This window comes from Streptomyces sp. DH10, assembly GCF_029813805.1.
In the GTDB taxonomy this organism is placed as follows: Bacteria; Actinomycetota; Actinomycetes; order Streptomycetales; family Streptomycetaceae; genus Streptomyces; species Streptomyces coeruleofuscus.
Map to the genome: position 1 here is coordinate 1 of NZ_JARVKU010000009.1, position 19,463 is coordinate 19,463.

The 19,463-nt window shown below is 72.0% G+C and carries 12 protein-coding genes; 10 read left to right on the forward strand and 2 right to left on the reverse strand.

Translation table 11 applies throughout. The features are described from left to right. Window positions 1-201: 201 nt before the first annotated feature. Both QC385_RS19700 and QC385_RS19705 read left to right on the forward strand, forming a co-directional pair. The gene (locus tag QC385_RS19700) at window positions 202-1,209 is read left to right on the forward strand and encodes a trypsin-like serine peptidase (RefSeq protein WP_279542630.1); all 1,008 of its coding nucleotides are present in this window, start codon (window positions 202-204) and stop codon (window positions 1,207-1,209) included. Between the two features lie 207 nt (window positions 1,210-1,416). Then, window positions 1,417-2,559 (forward strand): NADAR family protein, encoded by a 1,143-nt coding sequence (locus QC385_RS19705; RefSeq protein ID WP_279542631.1) that lies wholly within the window; start codon window positions 1,417-1,419, stop codon window positions 2,557-2,559. 19 nt (window positions 2,560-2,578) lie between these two features. Here QC385_RS19705 and QC385_RS19710 read toward each other — a convergent pair whose 3' ends face one another. Further along, on the reverse strand, window positions 2,579-3,442 hold the full coding sequence (locus tag QC385_RS19710; RefSeq protein WP_279542632.1) for an LLM class flavin-dependent oxidoreductase: 864 nt from the start codon (window positions 3,440-3,442) through the stop codon (window positions 2,579-2,581). A gap of 179 nt (window positions 3,443-3,621) precedes the next feature. On the opposite strand from QC385_RS19710, the gene QC385_RS19715 reads away from it, so the two are divergent. Both QC385_RS19715 and QC385_RS19720 read left to right on the forward strand, forming a co-directional pair. Then, complete coding sequence (locus QC385_RS19715) at window positions 3,622-5,106, forward strand: HEAT repeat domain-containing protein (RefSeq protein WP_279542633.1); 1,485 nt, start codon at window positions 3,622-3,624, stop codon at window positions 5,104-5,106. Window positions 5,107-5,224: 118 nt separating this feature from the next. Then, complete coding sequence (locus QC385_RS19720; protein ID WP_279542634.1) at window positions 5,225-6,466, forward strand: glycosyltransferase; 1,242 nt, start codon at window positions 5,225-5,227, stop codon at window positions 6,464-6,466. Window positions 6,467-6,481: 15 nt separating this feature from the next. Here the strand turns inward: QC385_RS19720 and QC385_RS19725 are convergent, their stop codons facing one another. Further along, window positions 6,482-7,510, reverse strand: coding sequence for a LacI family DNA-binding transcriptional regulator (locus QC385_RS19725; protein ID WP_279542635.1), 1,029 nt, complete (start codon window positions 7,508-7,510; stop codon window positions 6,482-6,484). Between the two features lie 245 nt (window positions 7,511-7,755). Between QC385_RS19725 and QC385_RS19730 the strand changes: the two genes are divergently transcribed. Genes QC385_RS19730 through QC385_RS19755 form a run of 6 tightly spaced genes read left to right on the forward strand, consistent with a single transcriptional unit; the run spans window position 7,756 to window position 19,302 of the window. After that, entirely contained in the window at window positions 7,756-9,072 is a 1,317-nt protein-coding gene (locus QC385_RS19730) for an ABC transporter substrate-binding protein (protein ID WP_279542636.1), read from the forward strand. A gap of 44 nt (window positions 9,073-9,116) precedes the next feature. After that, window positions 9,117-10,073: a carbohydrate ABC transporter permease gene (locus QC385_RS19735; protein WP_279542637.1), complete on the forward strand. Its 957-nt coding sequence runs from the start codon at window positions 9,117-9,119 to the stop codon at window positions 10,071-10,073. Between the two features lie 29 nt (window positions 10,074-10,102). Further along, entirely contained in the window at window positions 10,103-10,924 is an 822-nt protein-coding gene (locus QC385_RS19740; RefSeq protein WP_336621315.1) for a carbohydrate ABC transporter permease, read from the forward strand. A gap of 18 nt (window positions 10,925-10,942) precedes the next feature. Continuing rightward, window positions 10,943-12,952, forward strand: coding sequence for a glycoside hydrolase family 127 protein (locus tag QC385_RS19745; RefSeq protein WP_279542639.1), 2,010 nt, complete (start codon window positions 10,943-10,945; stop codon window positions 12,950-12,952). Next, window positions 12,874-17,094, forward strand: a complete 4,221-nt coding sequence (locus QC385_RS19750) for an Ig-like domain-containing protein (RefSeq protein WP_279542640.1) — start codon at window positions 12,874-12,876, stop codon at window positions 17,092-17,094. The genes QC385_RS19745 and QC385_RS19750 overlap by 79 nt, the downstream gene beginning before the upstream one ends. A gap of 60 nt (window positions 17,095-17,154) precedes the next feature. Continuing rightward, complete coding sequence (locus tag QC385_RS19755; RefSeq protein ID WP_279542641.1) at window positions 17,155-19,302, forward strand: glycoside hydrolase family 127 protein; 2,148 nt, start codon at window positions 17,155-17,157, stop codon at window positions 19,300-19,302. Window positions 19,303-19,463: the final 161 nt, after the last annotated feature.

A 19,463-nucleotide genomic window follows, 5' to 3' on the forward strand; every position in this document is an offset into this window, starting at 1 on the left:
TCCGGCCCTTCTCCGCCGGCCCGTGTTCCTGAAGCGTCCGTGTCCCCGACGCGGGGAATGTGTGGTGTTTCGGTCATCTCGGTGACATGCACCTGTCCATATCGCTCTCCTGGTGGCACGCTGCCCTCTGGTTCGCAGCGACACCACTGCCTGACCGGGTGGATGCCCCACCACCCGGCCCCCACAGCAGAAGGAGACCGCGTGACAGGCACACCTCGTAGCCTTCGCTCCTCCGGCAGCGGCACCCGCGTTCGTCGCACCGTCCTCGGCGCACTCGCCGGCGTCGCCGCACTGCTGGCGACCGGTGTCACCGCCACACCGGCGAGCGCCGCGCCCGACCCGGGAACGGTGGCGCCCTCGGCGCAGGAACGCGCCCTCGACTTCTGGACCCCCCAGCGGATGCGCGCGGCCACCCCGCTCGACGTCCTGTCCGTCGACCGCTCCGACGTGCGGGCCTCGGACATCCGCAAGGGCAAGGCGACCGTCGTGGCACCCAGCACGCCCGCCTCCGAGACCGGCCCCCTGGCGATCCCCAACGGCGGCGGCCCCTGGACCGGGGGCGGAGCGGTGACCAAGACCGCCGGGCGGGTGTTCTTCACCTTCCAGGGGCGCACCGCCTCCTGCTCCGGCAACGCCGTCACCAGCGCCAACAAGAGCACCGTGATCACCGCGGGTCACTGCGTGAAGATGGAGGGCGCCTGGCACACCAACTGGGTGTTCGTGCCCGGCTACCACGACGGGCAGCGCCCGTACGGCACCTGGACCGCGTCCAAGATCCTCTCCACGCCGCAGTGGACGGCCAGTGAGGACATCAACTACGACGTCGGTGCCGCCGTGGTGGCCCCGCTGGACGGCAAGAAGCTGACCGACGTCGTCGGCGGCCAGGGCCTGGCCTTCAACACCGGCTACAGCAAGGCCATGTACGCCTTCGGCTTCCCCGCCGCCGCTCCCTACGACGGCGAGAAGTTCATCTACTGCAGCGGCACCACCTACCGCGACTTCCTGCTCTCCAGCGACCACGGTCTGACCTGCAACATGACCGGCGGTTCCAGCGGCGGCCCGTGGTTCACCCAGTTCAACGAGGCCACCGGGACCGGGCTGCAGTCCTCGGTGAACAGCTTCAAGTACAACTTCCTGCCCAACGCCATGTACGGCCCGTACTTCGGCGCGGACGCACAGAACCTGTACCAGAGCGCCCAGTCGTCCTGAGCCACCGGCCGACCGGGAGCCGGGTCCTCCTCCGGACGGCGGGGGAGGACCCGGTTCCTGCTGTCGCCGGGAACAACCCCCGGCGTCGCGCCGAGGGACCCCCGGTGTCGCCGCGAAGGCCCCCCGGCGTCGCCGCCAAGGGGTCCGGGCGTCGTCGGCAGGCCGCAAACACGTTGCGCCGACCAGCGGTTCCGACAGAATGCCGGGATGACCGGCAACCGCATCACCTACCGCACGGCGGACGGCGTCCGCGTCCCCGGGACCTGGCGACACGCCTTCATCCGCAACGGCGACTACTTCCTGACCGACCTGTTCATCTACGCGGACGGGCTGATCGACTGCTGGGGCCTGGTCACCCTGGAGGAGCTCGCGGAGAAGCTGCGCCGCGGGTGGGTCGCCACCGAACTCCCCGACGGGGCGAGGGCGTCCGCCCATGAGCTGGCCGCGTGGCGGTTCAGCGAGCCGCGCACCTGGCTCACGCCCGAGCTGCTGCTGGCCGAGGTCCGCGACACCATCGACCAGCTCAACGGACGCCCGGACTCCACGGGCCGCTGCCTGGCCGCCGTCGACGTGTTTCTCGCCGACCGGACCGAGGAGAACCGGGCCGCGGCCCGGGCCGCCTACCTGGCCATCCCCGAGACCCAACGCCGCTACGCGCTCGGCGACATGGACCGCAAGGACCGGCCGCTCCGGGTCCTGGTGGCGGGACCCGGCGAGCACCTGGACGGCACGCCGGCCGGCGAAACGGTCACGCGGGAGGATTACGACTACGCGATCGCCTACTTCGAGGAGCGGGCGAAGTGGATCGCGGAACGGCCCGCCCGAGTCCCGGCAGACGGGCCCGCGACCCCGATGGCCCCCGCGATCCACCTGTACCAGAGCTATTCCCGCGAGCCCTCGGACGACCCGGGCACGAAAGCCCTCCGCAACGACTTCCCCGCCCCCGTCCCGGCCGACGGTGTCACCTACCCCTCCGTCGGACACGCGTACTGGGCCCTGTCCACCACGGACCCCGACGCCCGGGCCGCCATCAGGGACGCGAAGACGGCCTACGCCGCCGGGAACGTCGCAGCGGCCGCTCCCCGTCGCGACGGGTGGGAACAGGCCCGGACCGCCGTCATGACCGCCCTGCTGAGGGCCAAGTACACGCGGCACCCGGCCCTCGCCCGGATCCTCCTGGACACGCACGACGCGACACTCGTCTACGACGACTCCGACTCCGGCTTCTGGGGTGACAACGGCGGCCGCGGCCGGAACTGGACGGGCCGCCTCCTGGAACTCGTCCGTTCCGAACTCCGCGCCGAGCAGGCCGGAATCACGCTCCCCGAACCGGGCACCGCCGAGCACTGAGTCGCGGAGCGCCGACCGTTCAGGCGGTGGCCTCGGCGAGCAGCCCCACCTGTTCCAGCCCCGACGCCGCGGGCACGAAGATGAGCTCGTCACAGCCGGCCGCGGCGAACGAGTCGGCGTACGACGTCACCATCTCCGCGCTCACCGCGGCACTCGCAGCGATCTGCGCGGCGGCGTCGCCGAGGAAGCCGTAGTAGTCCTGGAGATAGCCGTCCGCGTGCGCCCGGGCGTCCGGGCCGAGCGCGAAGTACACCAGCGCCAGCTTGCGCGGCGCACCGGTACGCCCCGCCTCCTTCCACGCGGCATCGACGCCGGCCGACGCCTCCGCGAACATCTCCGGCGTACCACCGCCCATGATCCAGCCGTCGGCCAGCCGGGCCACCCGCCGGAAACTGGCCGGCGTCGACCCGCCCAGGACGAGTTCGGGACCACCCTCGCGCACGGGTGCCGGCCCGATCGCACCGGCGAACCCCCGCTCCTCGCCCGACCAGACGCGTTTCATCTCCGTCAGCTGTTCCTCCAGCCGGCGCCCCCTCCCCTCGGTGGGCAGACCACTCGCGGCGAAGTCGTCGTCACGCCCGCCCAGGCCCACTCCGAGCACGAACCGCCCCCCGGAGAGCCGGTCGACAGAGGCGGCCTGCTTCGCCAGCAGCGCGCTGTTCGTGTACAGCGGCCCCAGCAGCACACTCGTCGTCAGCCGGATCCGGCTGGTGACCGCGGCGGCCGCACTCAGCGCGACCAGCTCCTCGTACCCCGGGTAGACCAGCCGCCCGATCGTCCCGAGCGTACTGAACCCCGCCTCCTCGGCCCGCCGGGCCCACTCCACGAGAACCGAACCCTCGGTCCCGGGAACCGTGTTGGGAAGGCCTATACCGATGTCCATCTCCACCTCCGGTCAATCAGCGGGGGAGCACCTACCCACCCGATGTTCCGCGAACCGGATGTGACGCACTGATCACCGAGCGAGGGAGTTCCATCACCACGCCGTGGGCATGCATCGATCGTTCGTCCCCCCACCGCAACCTTGTCCCGGCTCGGAGGTCTTCCTTCCCGGAGGTGGCCATGGGGGCGGACCATCAGATCGCTTTCCTCCTGCGCGAGTCGCAGGCGCCGGACCCTGAGCGGCGTGCGGCGGCGGTGAAGGGGCTCGGGAGGACGGGCGGGGCCAGGTACGTCCGCGTCCTCACCGAGGCGGCCGGCGACCCCGCGCCCACCGTGCGCGCGGCCGCCGCCCTGGCCCTCGGCCGGCTCGGGAACCCCGAGGAGGGCGGCGAGGCACTCGTCCCGCTGATGGAGGACCCGGACCCTCGGGTACGGCGCAGGGCCTCGGTCGCCGCCATCCGACTGGGACTCCAAGGACCCGCGGTCACACAGGCCTTCGCACGGCTGCTGTCCGACCCGGACCACCACCTGCGGATCAACGCCCTGGACGGCTTGGGGGCCCTGGGCGTGCCCGGGGACGCCACGGCCCTGGTCGGGCTGCTCGGTGACCCGGACTTCACCGTGTCGGGGCGGGCCCGGAGTCTGGTGCACCGTTTCAGGGACGACGCGGCTGTACGGGCGGAGGTGATCCGTACAGCCCGCCAGGGCCCGGGCGCCGCCCGCGTGCGTGCCCTGGACCTGCTGCCGGACCGCTGCGCCGAGCAGCTCCTGGACTCGCTGCTCACGGGACTGGGCGATCCCTCCGCCGAGGTCCGGGAAGCCGTGGCCCGGAGGTTGTTCGACGTGGCACGGCCGGAGACGCGGGACGCGCTGGCCGCGGCACTGCGGACCGAGCGGGATCCCGGGGTGGCCGCATACCTGCTGCGCCGCCTCGGAGGCCTGGGCGACGCGCGGGTGACCGGACCGGCGGTGCGATGGCTGCGCGACCCCGAGGCCGGAGCATCGGCCGCACGCGCCTTGGCGGAAGCGGACCCGTCGACGGCCGCCGCACACCTGCGCACGGTCATGGCCGACCGCACGGTCCACCCCCGCCCCCGGGCCGCCGCGGCCACGGCCGTCGGAGCCGGCGGAGGATGGGACGCCGTCTGGCTGCTGCTGCCCCTGCTGGACGACCCCGACGACGAGGTGCGCGCCGGCGCGATCGACGGTCTCGGAGAACTCGCGGAGAACGGGCTGCGCCCCTGGGAACGCCGCCCCGTCGCCCGGGCCCTGGTCGCCCGCCTCGCCGCCGGCGGACCGCACACCTGGCGCGCACGCAACGCCCTCGACGGCCTCACCCAGGCCCTGCCCGCCCTACGCCGCCTCGCGGACGGTGCCGCCTCCGGAGAGGTCCGGGCCGCCGCCCTGTCGCTGCTCGACGGGGACGACGAGACCGACGAGCACACCCACGACGACGTACGGCGCTTCCTGCGCGGCCTGGACGACCCGCACGAGCCGGTCCGCTACGAGGCCGTGCTCGGTCTCGGACGCTGGGTCGCGGCGACCGGAACGCTGCCACCCGGAAGCGGGAAAGCCCACAGCCGGCTGACCGCCCTCACCAACGACGCCTCCCATCGGCTGCGCCACGCCGCCGCCGGCCTGCTCGAAGCACTGGACACCGACTGACTCCTCCGGCACACAAGCCCCTTCGCCCACGTCCCAGGCATCACCCGCACCGGCGATTCCCGGACACCGGCCGCCGTACACCGCGTGTCGTCCGCCCGGCCGGTCCACACTGGAACCCATGCGCGTGGTGATCATGACGGCGGGGTCGCGCGGCGACGTCGCGCCCTACACCGGACTGGGCGCGGGGCTGGCGCGGAGCGGGCACGAGGTCACGCTCGTCACACACGGCCTGTTCGAGCCGCTGACCGCCGGTTCCGGGGTGCTGTTCCGTCCGACCCCGGTCGACCCGTACGCCGTGTCGCGCTCCGACAGCGGCCGCAACCTGCACGCCAGCACCACGGGACTCGGCAAACTGCTGCGCGCGGTGTCGATGGCACGGTTCGCGGCCGAGGAGATGACCGACGCCCTGGTACAGGCGGCCCGCGGCGCGGACGCCGTCCTGGCCGCCGGTGCCGTGGCCCCGCTGGGCCGCGCCATCGCCGCGGGCCTGGCCCTGCCCAGCCTGGGGCTGTTCCTCCAACCCCAGCATCCGACACGCGAGTTCGGGGCGCCCATGCTCGGCGGACGCTCGCTCGGCACCGTAGGCAACCGCATGGGTGGAGTGGCCGTCACCGCCGCAGTCGACCGGGTCTTCACACAGGCCCTGCGCCGGCTGCGCACCCGGCACGGGATGACTCTGCCCGGCGCGTCCGCGCTCCGCCGGGCCCACGAGCGGGCGCGGTGGCCCGTGCTGCACGGCTTCAGCGAGCTGGTGGTGCCCCGCCCCCGGGACTGGCGGCCCGGGCTGGAGATCGCCGGGTACTGGTGGCCGTACGACACCCGTCCGCTGCCCGGGGAGCTGGAGGAGTTCCTCGCCGCCGGGCCCGCCCCGGTCTTCGTCGGACTGGGCAGCGCCACCGTGCCGGACCCGGAACACCTCAGCGGCGAGATCGTGCGCGCCCTGCGCGCGGCGGGGCTGCGCGGCGTCATCCAGCAGGGGTGGGCCGGCCTCGCCGCCGACGCCGACGATGTGATCACGGTCGGCGACGTGCCGCACGCGTCGCTGTTTCCCCGGACGGCCGCCGTGGTCCACCACGCCGGGGCCGGCACCACCGCCGCCGTACTGCGCGCGGGAGTCCCCACCGTGCCGGTGCCCGTGCAGTTCGACGGCGGCTTCTGGGGGTCCCGTCTCGTCGCACTGGGCACCGCGCCCCGCGCCGTCCCGCTGCGCCGTCTCACCGCCGGGACCCTCGCCCCCGCCCTGCGCCGCGCCACGAACGACCCCGCATACCGCCACCGCGCCCAGGCCCTGGCAGGCCGACTGGCCCAGGAGGACGGCGTGGCACCGGTGCTGGCCGCGCTCGAGCGTCTCGCGCCGTGACCGGCGACGACCGGCTCACGACAGCGGCGCCGTCGACCCCCTGATCACCACTCGGCAGGGCAGGGTCTCGATTCCCGACCGCCGCGTGCCGGCGATCGCCGTGAACAGGGCGTGCGCCGCCGCGCGGCCGACCTGTTCGAGGTTCATGTCGACGCTGGTCAGCGGCGGCCGGGACGCCGACGTCAGGACCCGCCAGTTGTCGAAGCCCATCACCGCCACGTCCTCGGGCACCCGGTGGCCGCGCTCGCGCAGGACGTCCATGGCACCCCGGGCGATCTGGTCGCTGCCGCACAGCACCGCGTCCACGTCCGGGTGCCGGTCGAGCAGCATCGCCGTGGCCGCCCTGCCCCAGCCCTCCGACCACGCCCCGAACCGCGGCTCGCCGACCAGCGCCAGGCCGGCGTCGGCGAGCGCGGCCCGGGCGCCCTCGGCCCGGTCCCGCGCCGCGCCGTAGCCGGGGTCACCGGTGATGTGCGCGATGCGGGTGCGGCCGCAGGCCAGCAGATGCTCCACCGCGATACGGCCCGCGCCGACGCTGTCCGGGACGATGGACAGGTCCTCCGGATCCTGAGACGGGGCGTACGCGTAGACGACGGGGACGGGCAGCTCGCGCCCCAGGGACGGACGCGGATCGGTCCGGCTGCCGACCACGATGAGGCCGTCGACCCGGCGGCCCAGCAACGCGCGGACATGGTGCTGCTCGCGGATCGCGTCCCCCCGGGCGTCGCACAGGAACACCGCGACCTCACCCGCTCCGAAGGCGTCCTCGGCACCCATCAGTATCGGGATGCCGAACCGGCCCTCCAGGTCGCTGGTGAGCAGCCCCACCGTGCCCGTACGCCCGGCCAGCAGGCCCCGGGCCACCTGGTTGGGCCGGAACGCCAGCCGCTCGGCCGCCTCGATGACCCGCTCTCTGGTCTCCGCCCGTACCTGGCTGCGGCCGTTGAGAGCCTTGGACGCCGTGGCGATCGACACGCCTGCCAGCCGGGCGACATCGCTGAGCGTGGCGGGCTGCGAACGAGCGGGGCGGGTGGCCTCTGCCATGAGAGTTCTCCTGTCTCGTCTCCCGTCACACACTACGCGAAGCGTTTCGGTGGAGAGCCTCTCAGCGGTTTCGGTGATTGGCCAAGCGCCTTTCGCTACAAGGGGATTGACGGGTGGTGAGTCGAGTCCTAGCGTCTCAGAAAGCCTTTTCTGTTTCTTTCCGTCGCCAAGTTCAGTGCCACCACAGCCATCGTCCCGACCGGCAGGCCCGCGCACGGTCCGCCGCGACACGAGGGGGATCGACCATGGGGAGCACGGCCGGACCACGTGGACATCTGCGCCGCCTTGTCACCGGCGTCACCGCACTGCTCGCCGCCGCGAGCCTGGTGACGGCCTGCGGGTCGGGGGACGGCGGCTCGGGCGGCGGGGGAGGAGGGGGAGCGGCGGACGCCACGGGTGTCGACGACGGCACGAAGCTGACGATGTGGACGCGTGCGGCGACCCGGCCCCAGAGCGAGGCCCTGGTCGAGGCGTACAACGCGAGCCACAAGAACAAGATCGAGCTGACCGTCGTCCCCACCGACGACTACCAGGCCAAGGTCGGCGCGGCAGCCGGATCCAAGGACCTGCCCGACCTGTTCGCCTCCGACGTCGTCTTCGTGCCCAACTACACCTCCAGCGGCCTCTTCGCCGACCTCACCGAGCGCGTCGACGCCCTGCCTTTCGCCGCGCACCTCGCCCAGTCGCACATCAAGGCCGGCACGTACGAGGACAAGAAGTACGTCGTCCCGCACACCCTCGACCTGTCGGTGCTCTTCTACAACAAGGACCTCTACCGCAAGGCCAAGCTCGACCCCGAGAAGCCGCCCACCACCCTGCGTGAGTGGGACCGGCAGGCCCGCGCCGTGGACGCGCTGGGCGGCGGCGTCGACGGCACCTTCTTCGGCGGCAACTGCGGCGGCTGCGGCGTCTTCACCTGGTGGCCGTCCGTCTGGGCCGCCGGCGAGGACGTCCTGAACGAGCAGGGCACCGAGGCGAATCTCGCCTCCGGCGCCGCCAAGAAGGTCTACGACACCTACCGCGGCTGGGTACGCGACGACATCGTCGCCCCCGGCGCTCGTGATGAGACCGGCACGACTTGGACCGGCGTCTTCCCCAAGGGCAAGGTCGGCGTGATGCCCATGCCGTCCACCACGCTCGGGCTCATGCCGAAGGGCCTGGACCTCGGTGTCGCGCCCATCCCCGGACCCGACGGCGGCAAGTCCACCTTCGTCGGCGGCGACGCCATCGGCATCTCCGCCACCAGCGAATCGGCCGACCAGGCCTGGAACTTCCTCGCCTGGTCCCTGGGCGACAAGGCCCAGGTCGACGTGGTCGCCGCGCACAAGGACGTGGTGGCCCGCACCGACCTCGCGTCCAACAAGCACTCGAAGTCCGACCCGCGTCTGGTCACCATCAACGAACTCGTCGCCCACGGCCGCACCCCGTACGCCCTGAAGTTCGGCCAGACCTTCAACGACCCCAACGGGCCCTGGCTGACCCTGATGCGGGGCGCGGTCTTCGGCGACGGAACGTCCGTCGGGAAGGACAACGAGGCGGTCACCGCCTCCCTCGCCGACTGAGCGACAGGCCCCGCCCCTCCCACGTCGTCAGGCAGAGGAGAGCCATGCAGGTCAAGGCGCCCGACCGAACGGCCGCCGAGCCCCGAGTGCCACCCCGACGCCCGTCCCCGGCCGCCGCCCCGCCCTGGTGGCGGTCCCGCAGGGCCAAGGGCCTGGCCTACGCGGCCCCCACGGCCGTCTTCGTCACCGTCTTCTTCCTGCTGCCGCTGCTGCTGGTGGGGCAGATGTCGCTCAGCGACTGGCCGCTGCTGGCGGGAGACCGCGGCGTCAACGCCCCCGAGAACTACAGCGACATCACCGGCAGCACGCTGTTCTGGCCCGCGATCCGCTTCACCCTCCTCTACACCGTCATCGTCACGGCCGTACTCCTCGCCCTGGCGCTGGGCCTCGCCCTGCTCGTGCAGGAATCCCGCCCCGGAGCCGGCTTCTTCCGTACGGTCTACTTCCTGCCCAGCGCCCTCGGGCTGGCCTCCGCCTCCCTGCTGTTCTGGGGCCTTTACAGCCCCACCACCGGCCCCCTCAGCCGCCTGCTGGAGAGGCTCGGCCTGGTCGACGACCCGGTGTCCTTCCTCGGCACCCCGAACTCGGCCCTGCTGTCGACGGTCTTCCTCATCGTCTGGAAGTTCGCCGGCTTCTACATGCTGATCCTGCTCGTCGGCCTCCAGCGCATCCCGCACGAGGTGTACGAGGCGGCCCGGATGGACGGCGCCGGCCGCGGCCAGATCTTCCGCTCCATCACCCTGCCGCTGCTGCGGCCCTCCCTCGCCCTGTGCCTGCTGCTGTGCGTGACCGGCTCCCTGCTCGCCTTCGACCAGTTCTTCATCCTCACCAAGGGCGGGCCGGACAACAGCACCGTCACCGTCGTCCAGTTGATCTACCGGGAGGCCTTCCAGCGGCTGAACCTCGGCACCGCGGCCGCCCTGTCGATCGTCGTCCTGGCCGTGCTGCTCCTGCTGAACGCCTTGCAGTTCCGCGGTCTGCGCAACGCCGACGACTCATGAACCCCGCCGCACGCAGAAGGGACACCACGGTGCTCACCCGCGCCCTCGGCCGCACGCCCTACTACGTCGTCGCCGCGAGCCTCGCCGTCATCTTCCTCTTCCCCCTGCTGTGGAACGCCTGGGCGTCGGTCAGCGGCCAGCCCGGCACTGCCCAGCAGTCCGGCTACGGCCTCGGCAACTACCGGACCCTGCTCGACTACGACGCGGGCCTGTGGCGGTACCTCCTCAACAGCACCATCGTGTCGGCCCTGACCGTCGCGCTGACCCTCGGTGTGTCCCTGCTGGGCGGCTACGCCTTCGCCCGCTTCGACTTCCCCGGCAAGAACCTGCTGTTCCTGCTCACCCTGGCCATCCTCATGGTCCCGTACGCCACGCTGCTCATCCCCCTGTACGTCCTGCTGGGCAGGCTCCACCTGGAGAACTCGCTGATCGGGCTGAGCCTGGTCCTCGCCATGTTCCAACTGCCGTTCGCCACCTTCATGATGCGGATCTCCTTCGAGGCCGTGCCGCGCGAACTGGAGGAGTCGGCACTCGTCGACGGCTGCGGCACGGCGGGCGCGCTGCGGCGGATCCTGCTCCCGGCGGTGCGGCCGGGGCTGATCACCGTGGGGCTCTTCGCGTTCCTCGCGGCCTGGAACGACTTCATCGCACCGCTGATCCTCATCTCCGACAGCGACAAGGCGCCCCTGCCCCTGGCCGTCGCCAACCTGCGGCAGCAGAGCATGGGAGCCGTCGACTACGGCGCGACCGAGGCGGGCGTGGTGGTCCTCGCCGTGCCCTGCCTGCTGCTGTTCCTGCTCCTGCAACGGCACTACATCAGGGGCTTCATGTCCGGCGCGCTCAAGGGCTGAAGCGCAGGGAACCAGACCATGACCGAAGGGACGTACCGAAGGCATGAACCGGTGAAGGGGAACACGGCACACTCGACCGTCGTGCCGGTGGCGCCGACCCGCGGCCGGCTGAGCCCGCTTGGCCTCGACGAGGTGAGGATCACCGGGGGCTTCTGGGCCCGGCGCCGCCACACCAACGCGACCGCGACGCTCGGACACTGCCGCGACTGGATGGAACGCGAGGGCTGGACCGGCAACTTCCGGGCCGCCGCCGAGGGCCGGATCCACCGCGACCGGCGCGGCCGGGAGTTCGCCGACTCCGAGATCTACAAGCTGCTCGAAGCCATGGCGTGGGAGGGCGGTTCCCACGATGCGGAGATCACCGCACTCACCGACGTGATCTCCCCCGCCCAGGACCCGGACGGCTATCTGAACACCGCCTTCGGCCGCCCCGGGCAGCAGTCCCGCTACAGCGACCTCGAATGGGGACACGAACTTTACTGTCATGGGCACCTCATACAGGCGGGTGTCGCCCAGGCCCGCGCCCGGGGCGAGGGGGAGCTGGTGAAGATCGCCCGCCGGGCCGCCGACCATGTCTGCGCCTCGTTCGGCCCGGGCGGCAACCCGGGCATCTGCGGACACCCGGAGATCGAGACGGCCCTGGTGGAACTCGCCAGGCTGACCGGGGAGCAGCGCTACCTCGACCAGGCGGCGCTGTTCGTCGACCGGCGCGGCCACGGCACCCTCGCCGACATCGAGTTCGGCCGCGCCTACTTCCAGGACGACCTGCCCGTCCGCCGGGCCGACGTACTGCGCGGCCACGCCGTCCGCGCCCTCTACCTCGCGGCCGGCGCCGTCGACGTGGCCGTGGAGACCGGCGACGACGCCCTGCTCGCCGCCGTCGTACGGCAGTGGGAGGCCACGGTCGCCCGGCGTACCTATCTGACCGGCGGGATGGGCTCGCACCACCGCGACGAGTCCTTCGGCGACGACTTCGTCCTGCCCCCGGACCGCGCCTACTCGGAGACCTGCGCCGGTGTCGCCTCCGTGCTGCTCGCCTGGCGGCTGCTGCTCGCCACCGGCGAACCGCGTTTCGCCGACCTGGCCGAGCGGACCCTGTTCAACGTGATCGCCACGTCCCCGTCCCAGGACGGCCGGGCCTTCTTCTACGCCAACACCCTGCACCGCCGCCACCGCGGCACCATGCCTCCCGCGCACCGCGTCAGCGCCCGCGCCGACTCGGGCCTGCGCGCCCCCTGGTTCGCGGTGTCGTGCTGCCCGACCAACGTGGCGCGCGTCCTCGCCCAACTGCCCGCGTACCTGGCGACGACAGACGACAGCGGCGTTCAGCTGCACCAGTACGCCGACGCGGAGCTCGCCACCTCCCTCGCCGACGGGCAGGAGGTGGCGCTGCGGGTCCGCACCGACTACCCGTCCGGCGGGACCGTCGCCGTGCGGATCAGCCGCTCCCCGGCCCGCCCCTGGACCCTGTCCCTGCGCATCCCCGCGTGGGCGGCGGGCGCGACCGCCTGGCTGGTCGACCCGGACGGGCGGCGCCGTACGGTCGCCCCGGGCACGGCGCGGCTCACCCGGATCTTCCGGCCCGGCGACGAGATACGCCTCGAACTGCCCGTCACGCCGCGCTGGATCGGGTCCGACCCCCGCATCGACGCGACTCGCGGCACCCTGGCCGTCCAGCGCGGCCCCCTCGTCTACTGCGCCGAGTCCACCGACCTGCCCGACGGACACGACGTCGACGCGCTCCGGGTGGATCCGTCCGCCGAACCGGAGGACGGCCCGGACGGCACGGTCGTCGCCCCCGGCGAACTCGCCGCACCCGCCGACCCGCACGACACCGCATGGCCGTACCGCCCGCTCGACGGGGCCACCGCACCGACGGCCGACCGCACGGGGGTCACGCTCGTCCCGTACCACTCCTGGGCGAACCGCGGCCCCTCGACCATGCGCGTGTGGCTGCCGACCACCCAGTCCCCGACCACCCAGTCCCCGACCACGCCCCCGCCCCCGACGACGCCCACCCGGAGGTAGTCGTGCCCGCACCGCGAAGACGGCACCGCCGCGGCGCCCTGGCCGCAGCGCTGGCCCTGGGCCTGCTCGCCCCGCTCGCCGCGACCACCCCGGCCGCGGCGGACAACTCGGCGATCGGCTACCCGGTCTACTCCGGCTCGGACGACCCCGTGCCCGCCCTCCCGGCCGGCTTCACCGTCCACCGCACTATGCGCGCCCAGTACGAGGCCGACCGGAAGGCGGGGGACGGAACCGACTTCTGGATGGACCGGATGCTGGCCCGCAAGGGCCAGGACCCGGCAGGCGACTGGCTGTTCACCCGGGGCCGCGCCGTGTTCATGAAGGAACATGACCCCGCCAGGCTCGGCTTCGCAGGCAAGGTCGCCTACTGGGAGAGCATCGACAACCGCTCCGCGTACACGCTCACCGTGAACGCCGACGGCGAGAACCTCACCCTCCGGGAGGACACCGGCGCCCGCACACAGACGCCCAGCCACTGGCGCGGCGAGTTCACGCACGAGGCCACCGGCCTGAAGGTGACGCAGACCAAGTTCATCACCGAGGCCAACGTCGCCGTCACGAACCTGGCCCTCACCAACACCGGGTCCGAGAGCCGCGAGGTCCGGCTGCGCGCCACGTCCCCGTACGCGACGACCGCCGAGGGCCGGGAGCTCACCGGCGCGGTGCCCGCGAAGAACAACCTCACGACCGTCTTCCCCCGCCTCAGCGGTGACGGCTTCACCCCCGAGGACGAGTCCCTGACGCGCACGCTCACCCTGCCCGCGGGCCGCACGCTCACCACCAAGGTCCAACTCGGCTTCGTCACCGAGGAGATCGCCGACTCCCGGCCCGCGTACGACTCCGCGCGCACCGCCTCACCGGCCACGGCCTTCCGCCGGCACGTGCAGACGTACAACCGCTGGTGGGCCGAGAACCTGCCGCACCTCGACATCCCCGACGACAACATCGAGAAGACCCTGTACTACCGCTGGTGGCTGCTGCGTTACAACTACCTCGACGCCGACATCCCGGGCAACGACTACCAGTTCCCCACCTCCATGGAGGGCGTGCTCGGCTACAACAACGCGATCGCCCTGACGGTCGGCATGTTCGTCGACGACCTCAAGTACCTGCGCGACCCGGCCTACTCCTACGGCCCGTGGGTGTCCGCCGGAGAGGTCTCGAAGAACGGCAAGTACACCGACAACCCCGGCGACCCGGAGAACTGGTCCAACAGCTACACCCAGTACATCTCCGAGGCGGCCTGGCGCTCCTACCAGGTGCACGGCGGCCCCGACGGCATCGTGCGCAACCTCGCCCGCTACGCGGAGAAGGACGTCCGCGGCCAGCTGGAGGCCTACGACGAGGACGGCAACGGCCTGATCGAGTACGACTGGGGCGCCATGACCGGCAACGACGCCGACGCGGTGTCGTTCGACTGGAAGCCCGGGAACCTGGACCGCGCCGAATCCGCGTACGTCTACAGCAACGCGACAGCGGCGGCCCGGGCATACGACCTCCTCGGTGAGAGGGCCAAGGCCGACGACATGCGCGCGACGGCGAAACGCGTGCGGAAGGCCGTCCTCGAACACCTCTGGGACCCGGAGGACAAGCTGCTCAAGCACCGGCACGTCGCCAGCGACAGCCTGGTGCCCTGGAAGGAGATCAACAACTACTACCCGTTCAGCGTGGGCCTGATGCCCACCCCGGACGAGGACCCGCAGTACCTCGAAGCGCTGCGCCTGTGGGCGGACGCGAAGCAGTACCCCGTCTTCCCGTTCTTCACGGCCAACCAGGCGGACAAGGCGGAGGCGGCCGAGCAAGGGCACCCGGGGAGCAACAACTTCTCCGTCATCAACTCCACCGTCACCTTCCGCTTCCTGTCCTCGGTGCTGCGGACGTACCCGAACAAGTACATCGACAGCACCTGGTACAAGAAGTTGCTGTCCTGGAACGCCTGGGCCCACTACATCGACGGCGACAACCGCTGGCCCGACCAGAACGAGTTCTGGGCCGACGGCACCGCCGACCCGCAGAAGATCGGCTACCGCTCCTGGATCCACCACACCATCCTCGGCACCACCAACTGGACGGTCATCGAGGACGCGATGGGCTTCCGGCCGCGCACCGACCGGAAGATCGAGCTGTGGCCGATCGACGTCGACTGGCCGCACTTCGCGGTCACCGACATCAACTACCGAGGCACGGACGTCGCCGTCGTGTGGGACGAACCGGGCGACGGGAAACGGCCGTACGGCCGCCAGGTCCCCGAGGGGTACTCCGTCTACCTCGACGGGAAGCTGGCCCTCACCGCCGACCGCCTCGCCCACCTCGTCTACGACCCCGCCACCCGCAAGGTCACCTTCCCCGACGGGGGAGGGGCCAAGGCGAAGACCACCGGCCTGCGTACGGCGCTCGCGAGCCCGCAGGACGTCACCTACGGCCCGAAGGACCGCGTCACCGACCTGTTCGCCAAGGCCGGCCGGGACCTCACCGGCAGGGCCGGGGACAACCTCGCCGCCGACGCCACCGCCCGCGCCTCCCACGAGGCCGACGGCCACGGCGTGGCCGGTGCCGTCGACGGCTTCACCGTCAACGAGCCCTACTGGGGCGCCCGCGGGTCGGGCAACACCGAGGACTGGTACGAGCTCGACTTCGGCCGCAAACGCACGGTCGACGACGTCCGGCTCCACTTCTACAGCGACAAACGGCCCGGCGGATACGCCGAACCGGCCCACTACACCGTGCAGTACCAGGACGGGAACGGCGAGTGGCAGGCCGCACCAGGGCCCGCCAAGTCACCGCCCTACCCGCGGGCCAACCTCAACCAGGTGCGCTTCAAGGAAGTGACCACGGCCAAGCTGCGGGTCCTGCTGCGCCACCGCGACGGCCACACCAGCGGCCTGAAGGAGATCCAGGTACACGACACCGGCGCGCGTCCGCCGACGGAACGCAACCGGCCGCCCTACGTCGAGGCCTGGCGGGACACGACGTACACCCGCCCGGGCCAGGTCAGGCTCACGGGCATCGTCGAGGACGACGGACTTCCGCAGGGCACACTCTCCGCCTCCTGGAAGGCGGCCGACGGCCCGGACGGCGGCACCGTCATCTTCGACGACCCGCGCGCCGCCACGACCGTCGCCCGGTTCACCGAGGCGGGCACCTACGCCCTCGAACTCACCGCCGACGACGGCCGGTCGACGTCGTCGAAGCGGGTCGTGGTGAAGGTCGGGGAGCTGGGGGACGGCCAGGTGAACCTGGCACCGTCCGCGACCCCCACCGCGTCCTACACCTCCGGCTGGGAGTCGGTGACCGCGGTCAACGACGGCCGCGAACCCGCCTCGTCCTCCGACGCGCCGCGCTGGGGCAGCTGGCCGCAGAAAGGCACCCAGTGGGTCCAGTACACGTGGGACGACCCCGTCCGCGTGGCCGGCTCCGACCTGTACTTCTTCCGCGACGCGCAGCCCGGCGCGGCCGACGGCGTGGGCGTGCCCGAGTCCTGGGTCATCGAGTACCGCGACGGCGACACCTGGCGCGAGGTCCCCGGCCCCAGCGGCTACGGCACCGCCGAGGACCGCTACAACCGGACCACCTTCACGCCGGTCACCACGACCGCGCTGCGGGCGAAGCTCACCGGCCATCCGAACCTCGCCCTCGGCGTACAGGAGTGGAAGGTCTACGCCGAGACACCGGAGTCGGTACGCGAGACTCACATCCCCACCCTCCGCGGCACCGTCCCCGACCTGCCCGGGCAGGTGACGCTGGTGTACGCCGACGGCTCCACCGCCCGCTCCCCGGTGGCCTGGCCGGCGCTGACCGAGGACCAGGTCGCCGAGGGCGGCACCAGCGTGACGGTCACCGGTCTCGCCGACCGCACAGCGCGGCCGGTCACCGCCACCGTGTGGGTACGGCTCACCGGCGCGGTGGAGATCACCGGCATCGCCGGAGAACGTGTCACCACCCGCCCGGGCAAGCCCCCGACGCTCCCCGCCACGGTGGTCGCCACCTACAACGACGGATCCAAGGACAGCCGCACACAGGTGACCTGGGACCCGGTGGACCCGGACCAGTACGCCGGTCCCGGAACCTTCGAGGTCGGGGGAACCGTGCCGGGCACCTCGCACCGCGCCACGGCCACGGTCACCGTGACGCCCTCCGGATGACCCTCGCCCCGGAGGGGCCCCCTCCCATCCGCTGACCATCCACGACGATCGGAGTGCGCCATGTCCCAGCCCCCCACCCGGCGCCGCGTGCTGAGCCTGACCGCCGGTGCCGCGGCCACCCCGCTCCTGGCCTCCGGGCCCCTTGCCGAAGCCGCCCACGCCGCCCCGGCGACGGCGAAGGCCGGGGGAGCGCTGCCCGCCCCGCCCGAATGGCCGGTGCGGCCCTTCGCCCTGCACGAGGTCAGCCTCGGCGGAGGTGTCTTCCGCACCAAGCGCGACCTGATGCTCGACTACGCCCGCGCGTACCCGGCCGACCGCGTCCTGGCGGTCTTCCGCGCCAACGCCGGACTCGACACCCGCGGCGCGCGGCCGCCGGGCGGCTGGGAAACGGCCGACGGCAACCTGCGCGGCCACTACGGCGGCCACTTCCTCACCCTCGTCGCCCAGGCATACGCCGACACACGCGAGGCCGCCCTCAAGTCCAAGCTCGACCACCTGGTCACCGCCCTCGGCGAATGCCAGCAGGCCCTCGCCGAACACGGCTCCCCGAAACCCAGCCACCCCGGCTATCTGGCGGCCTACCCGGAAACCCAGTTCATCCTGCTGGAGAGCTACACGACGTACCCCACCATCTGGGCGCCGTACTACACCTGCCACAAGATCATGCGCGGCCTCCTGGACGCCCACACCCTGGGCGGCAGCCGACAGGCGCTGACCATCGCCGCGAAGATGGGCGACTGGGTGCACAGCCGGCTGGGCCACCTCCCCAAGTCCCAGCTGGAACGCATGTGGTCGATCTACATCGCCGGTGAGTACGGCGGCATGAACGAGGTCATGACGGACCTGTACGCCCTCACCGGCCGGGCGGAACACCTCGCCGCCGCCCGCTGCTTCGACAACACCGCGCTGCTGACCGCCTGCGCGGAGAACCGCGACATCCTGGAGGGCAGACACGCCAACCAGCACATCCCTCAGTTCACCGGCTACCTCCGCCTGTTCGACCACACCGGCGAGGAGAGCTACGCCGCCGCGGCCCGCAACTTCTGGGGCATGGTCGCGGGCCCCCGCATGTACGCCCTGGGCGGCACGGGGCAGGGCGAGATGTTCCGCGCCCGCGGCGCCATCGCGGCCACCCTGGACGACAAGAACGCCGAGACCTGCGCGACGTACAACATGCTCAAGCTGAGCCGGCAGCTCTTCTTCCACGACCCCGACCCCGCCTACATGGACTACTACGAGCGGGGCCTGACCAATCACATCCTCGCCTCGCGCCGGGACGCCCCCGGCACCGACAGCCCCGAGGTCACCTACTTCGTCGGCATGGGCCCGGGCGTACGACGCCAGTACGGCAACACCGGCACCTGCTGCGGCGGCACCGGCATGGAGAACCACACCAAGTACCAGGACTCGGTCTACTTCCGCTCCGCCGACGGCAACGCCCTGTACGTCAACCTCTACCTGGCCTCCACTCTGCGCTGGCCGGAACGCGGCCTCGTCATCGAGCAGACGAGCGACTATCCCGCGGAGGGCGTACGCACCCTGACCTTCCGCGAGGGCGGAGGCCCGCTCGCCCTGAAACTCCGCGTCCCGTCCTGGGCCACGGCAGGCGTCACGGTCACCGTCAACGGAGCCCCGCACCGGGCCGAAGCCGAGCCCGGCACCTACCTCACCCTGAACAGGAACTGGCGCCGGGGCGATCGCGTCCGCATCTCGACGCCCTACCGCCTGCGCATCGAACGCGCCCTGGACGACCCGACCGTGCAGTCACTGTTCTACGGCCCGCTCCTCCTGACAGCCCGGAGCCCGGAACAACAGTTCCGCACCTTCTCGTTCTACAAGGACTTCACCCTCCGCGGCGACCTGGCCGACGCGGTCAGACCCACGACCCGCCCCCTGCACTTCACCACCCACAACCTGACCCTCGCCCCCTTCCACATCGGCGACGACGCCCCCTACCACGCCTACTTCAGACGCTCCGAACCCGCGATCGTGTTCGGCGGGTCCGACTCGGGCGTACCGAACCACGCCCGCCCCGACGGCCGGACCTTCCTCGACGTCCTGTGGCAGCAGGCCCCCTTCCCGACCTCCGCCCACTTCGTACGGGCCGTACGCACCCTCGCGGGCCGATGGCTGTCCGAGAACCTGCTGACCCGCACCGAACACGACCGCGTCATCGCGGCGGCGAACGAGGCGGACCTGCGACGCTGAACGCCAGGTGGGGCCCAGGTCCGCTCCCGAGCGCTCCGAAATCGCCAAATCCGGACCGAAAGTCGTCTAGACCAGTCTCGGAGTCTTGAACGCGCCTGTCCGGATCTGCTTGGGTTGCGGACCGATGGCCGCCGTCCGGCGGCCTCTTGGGGGGAATGGTT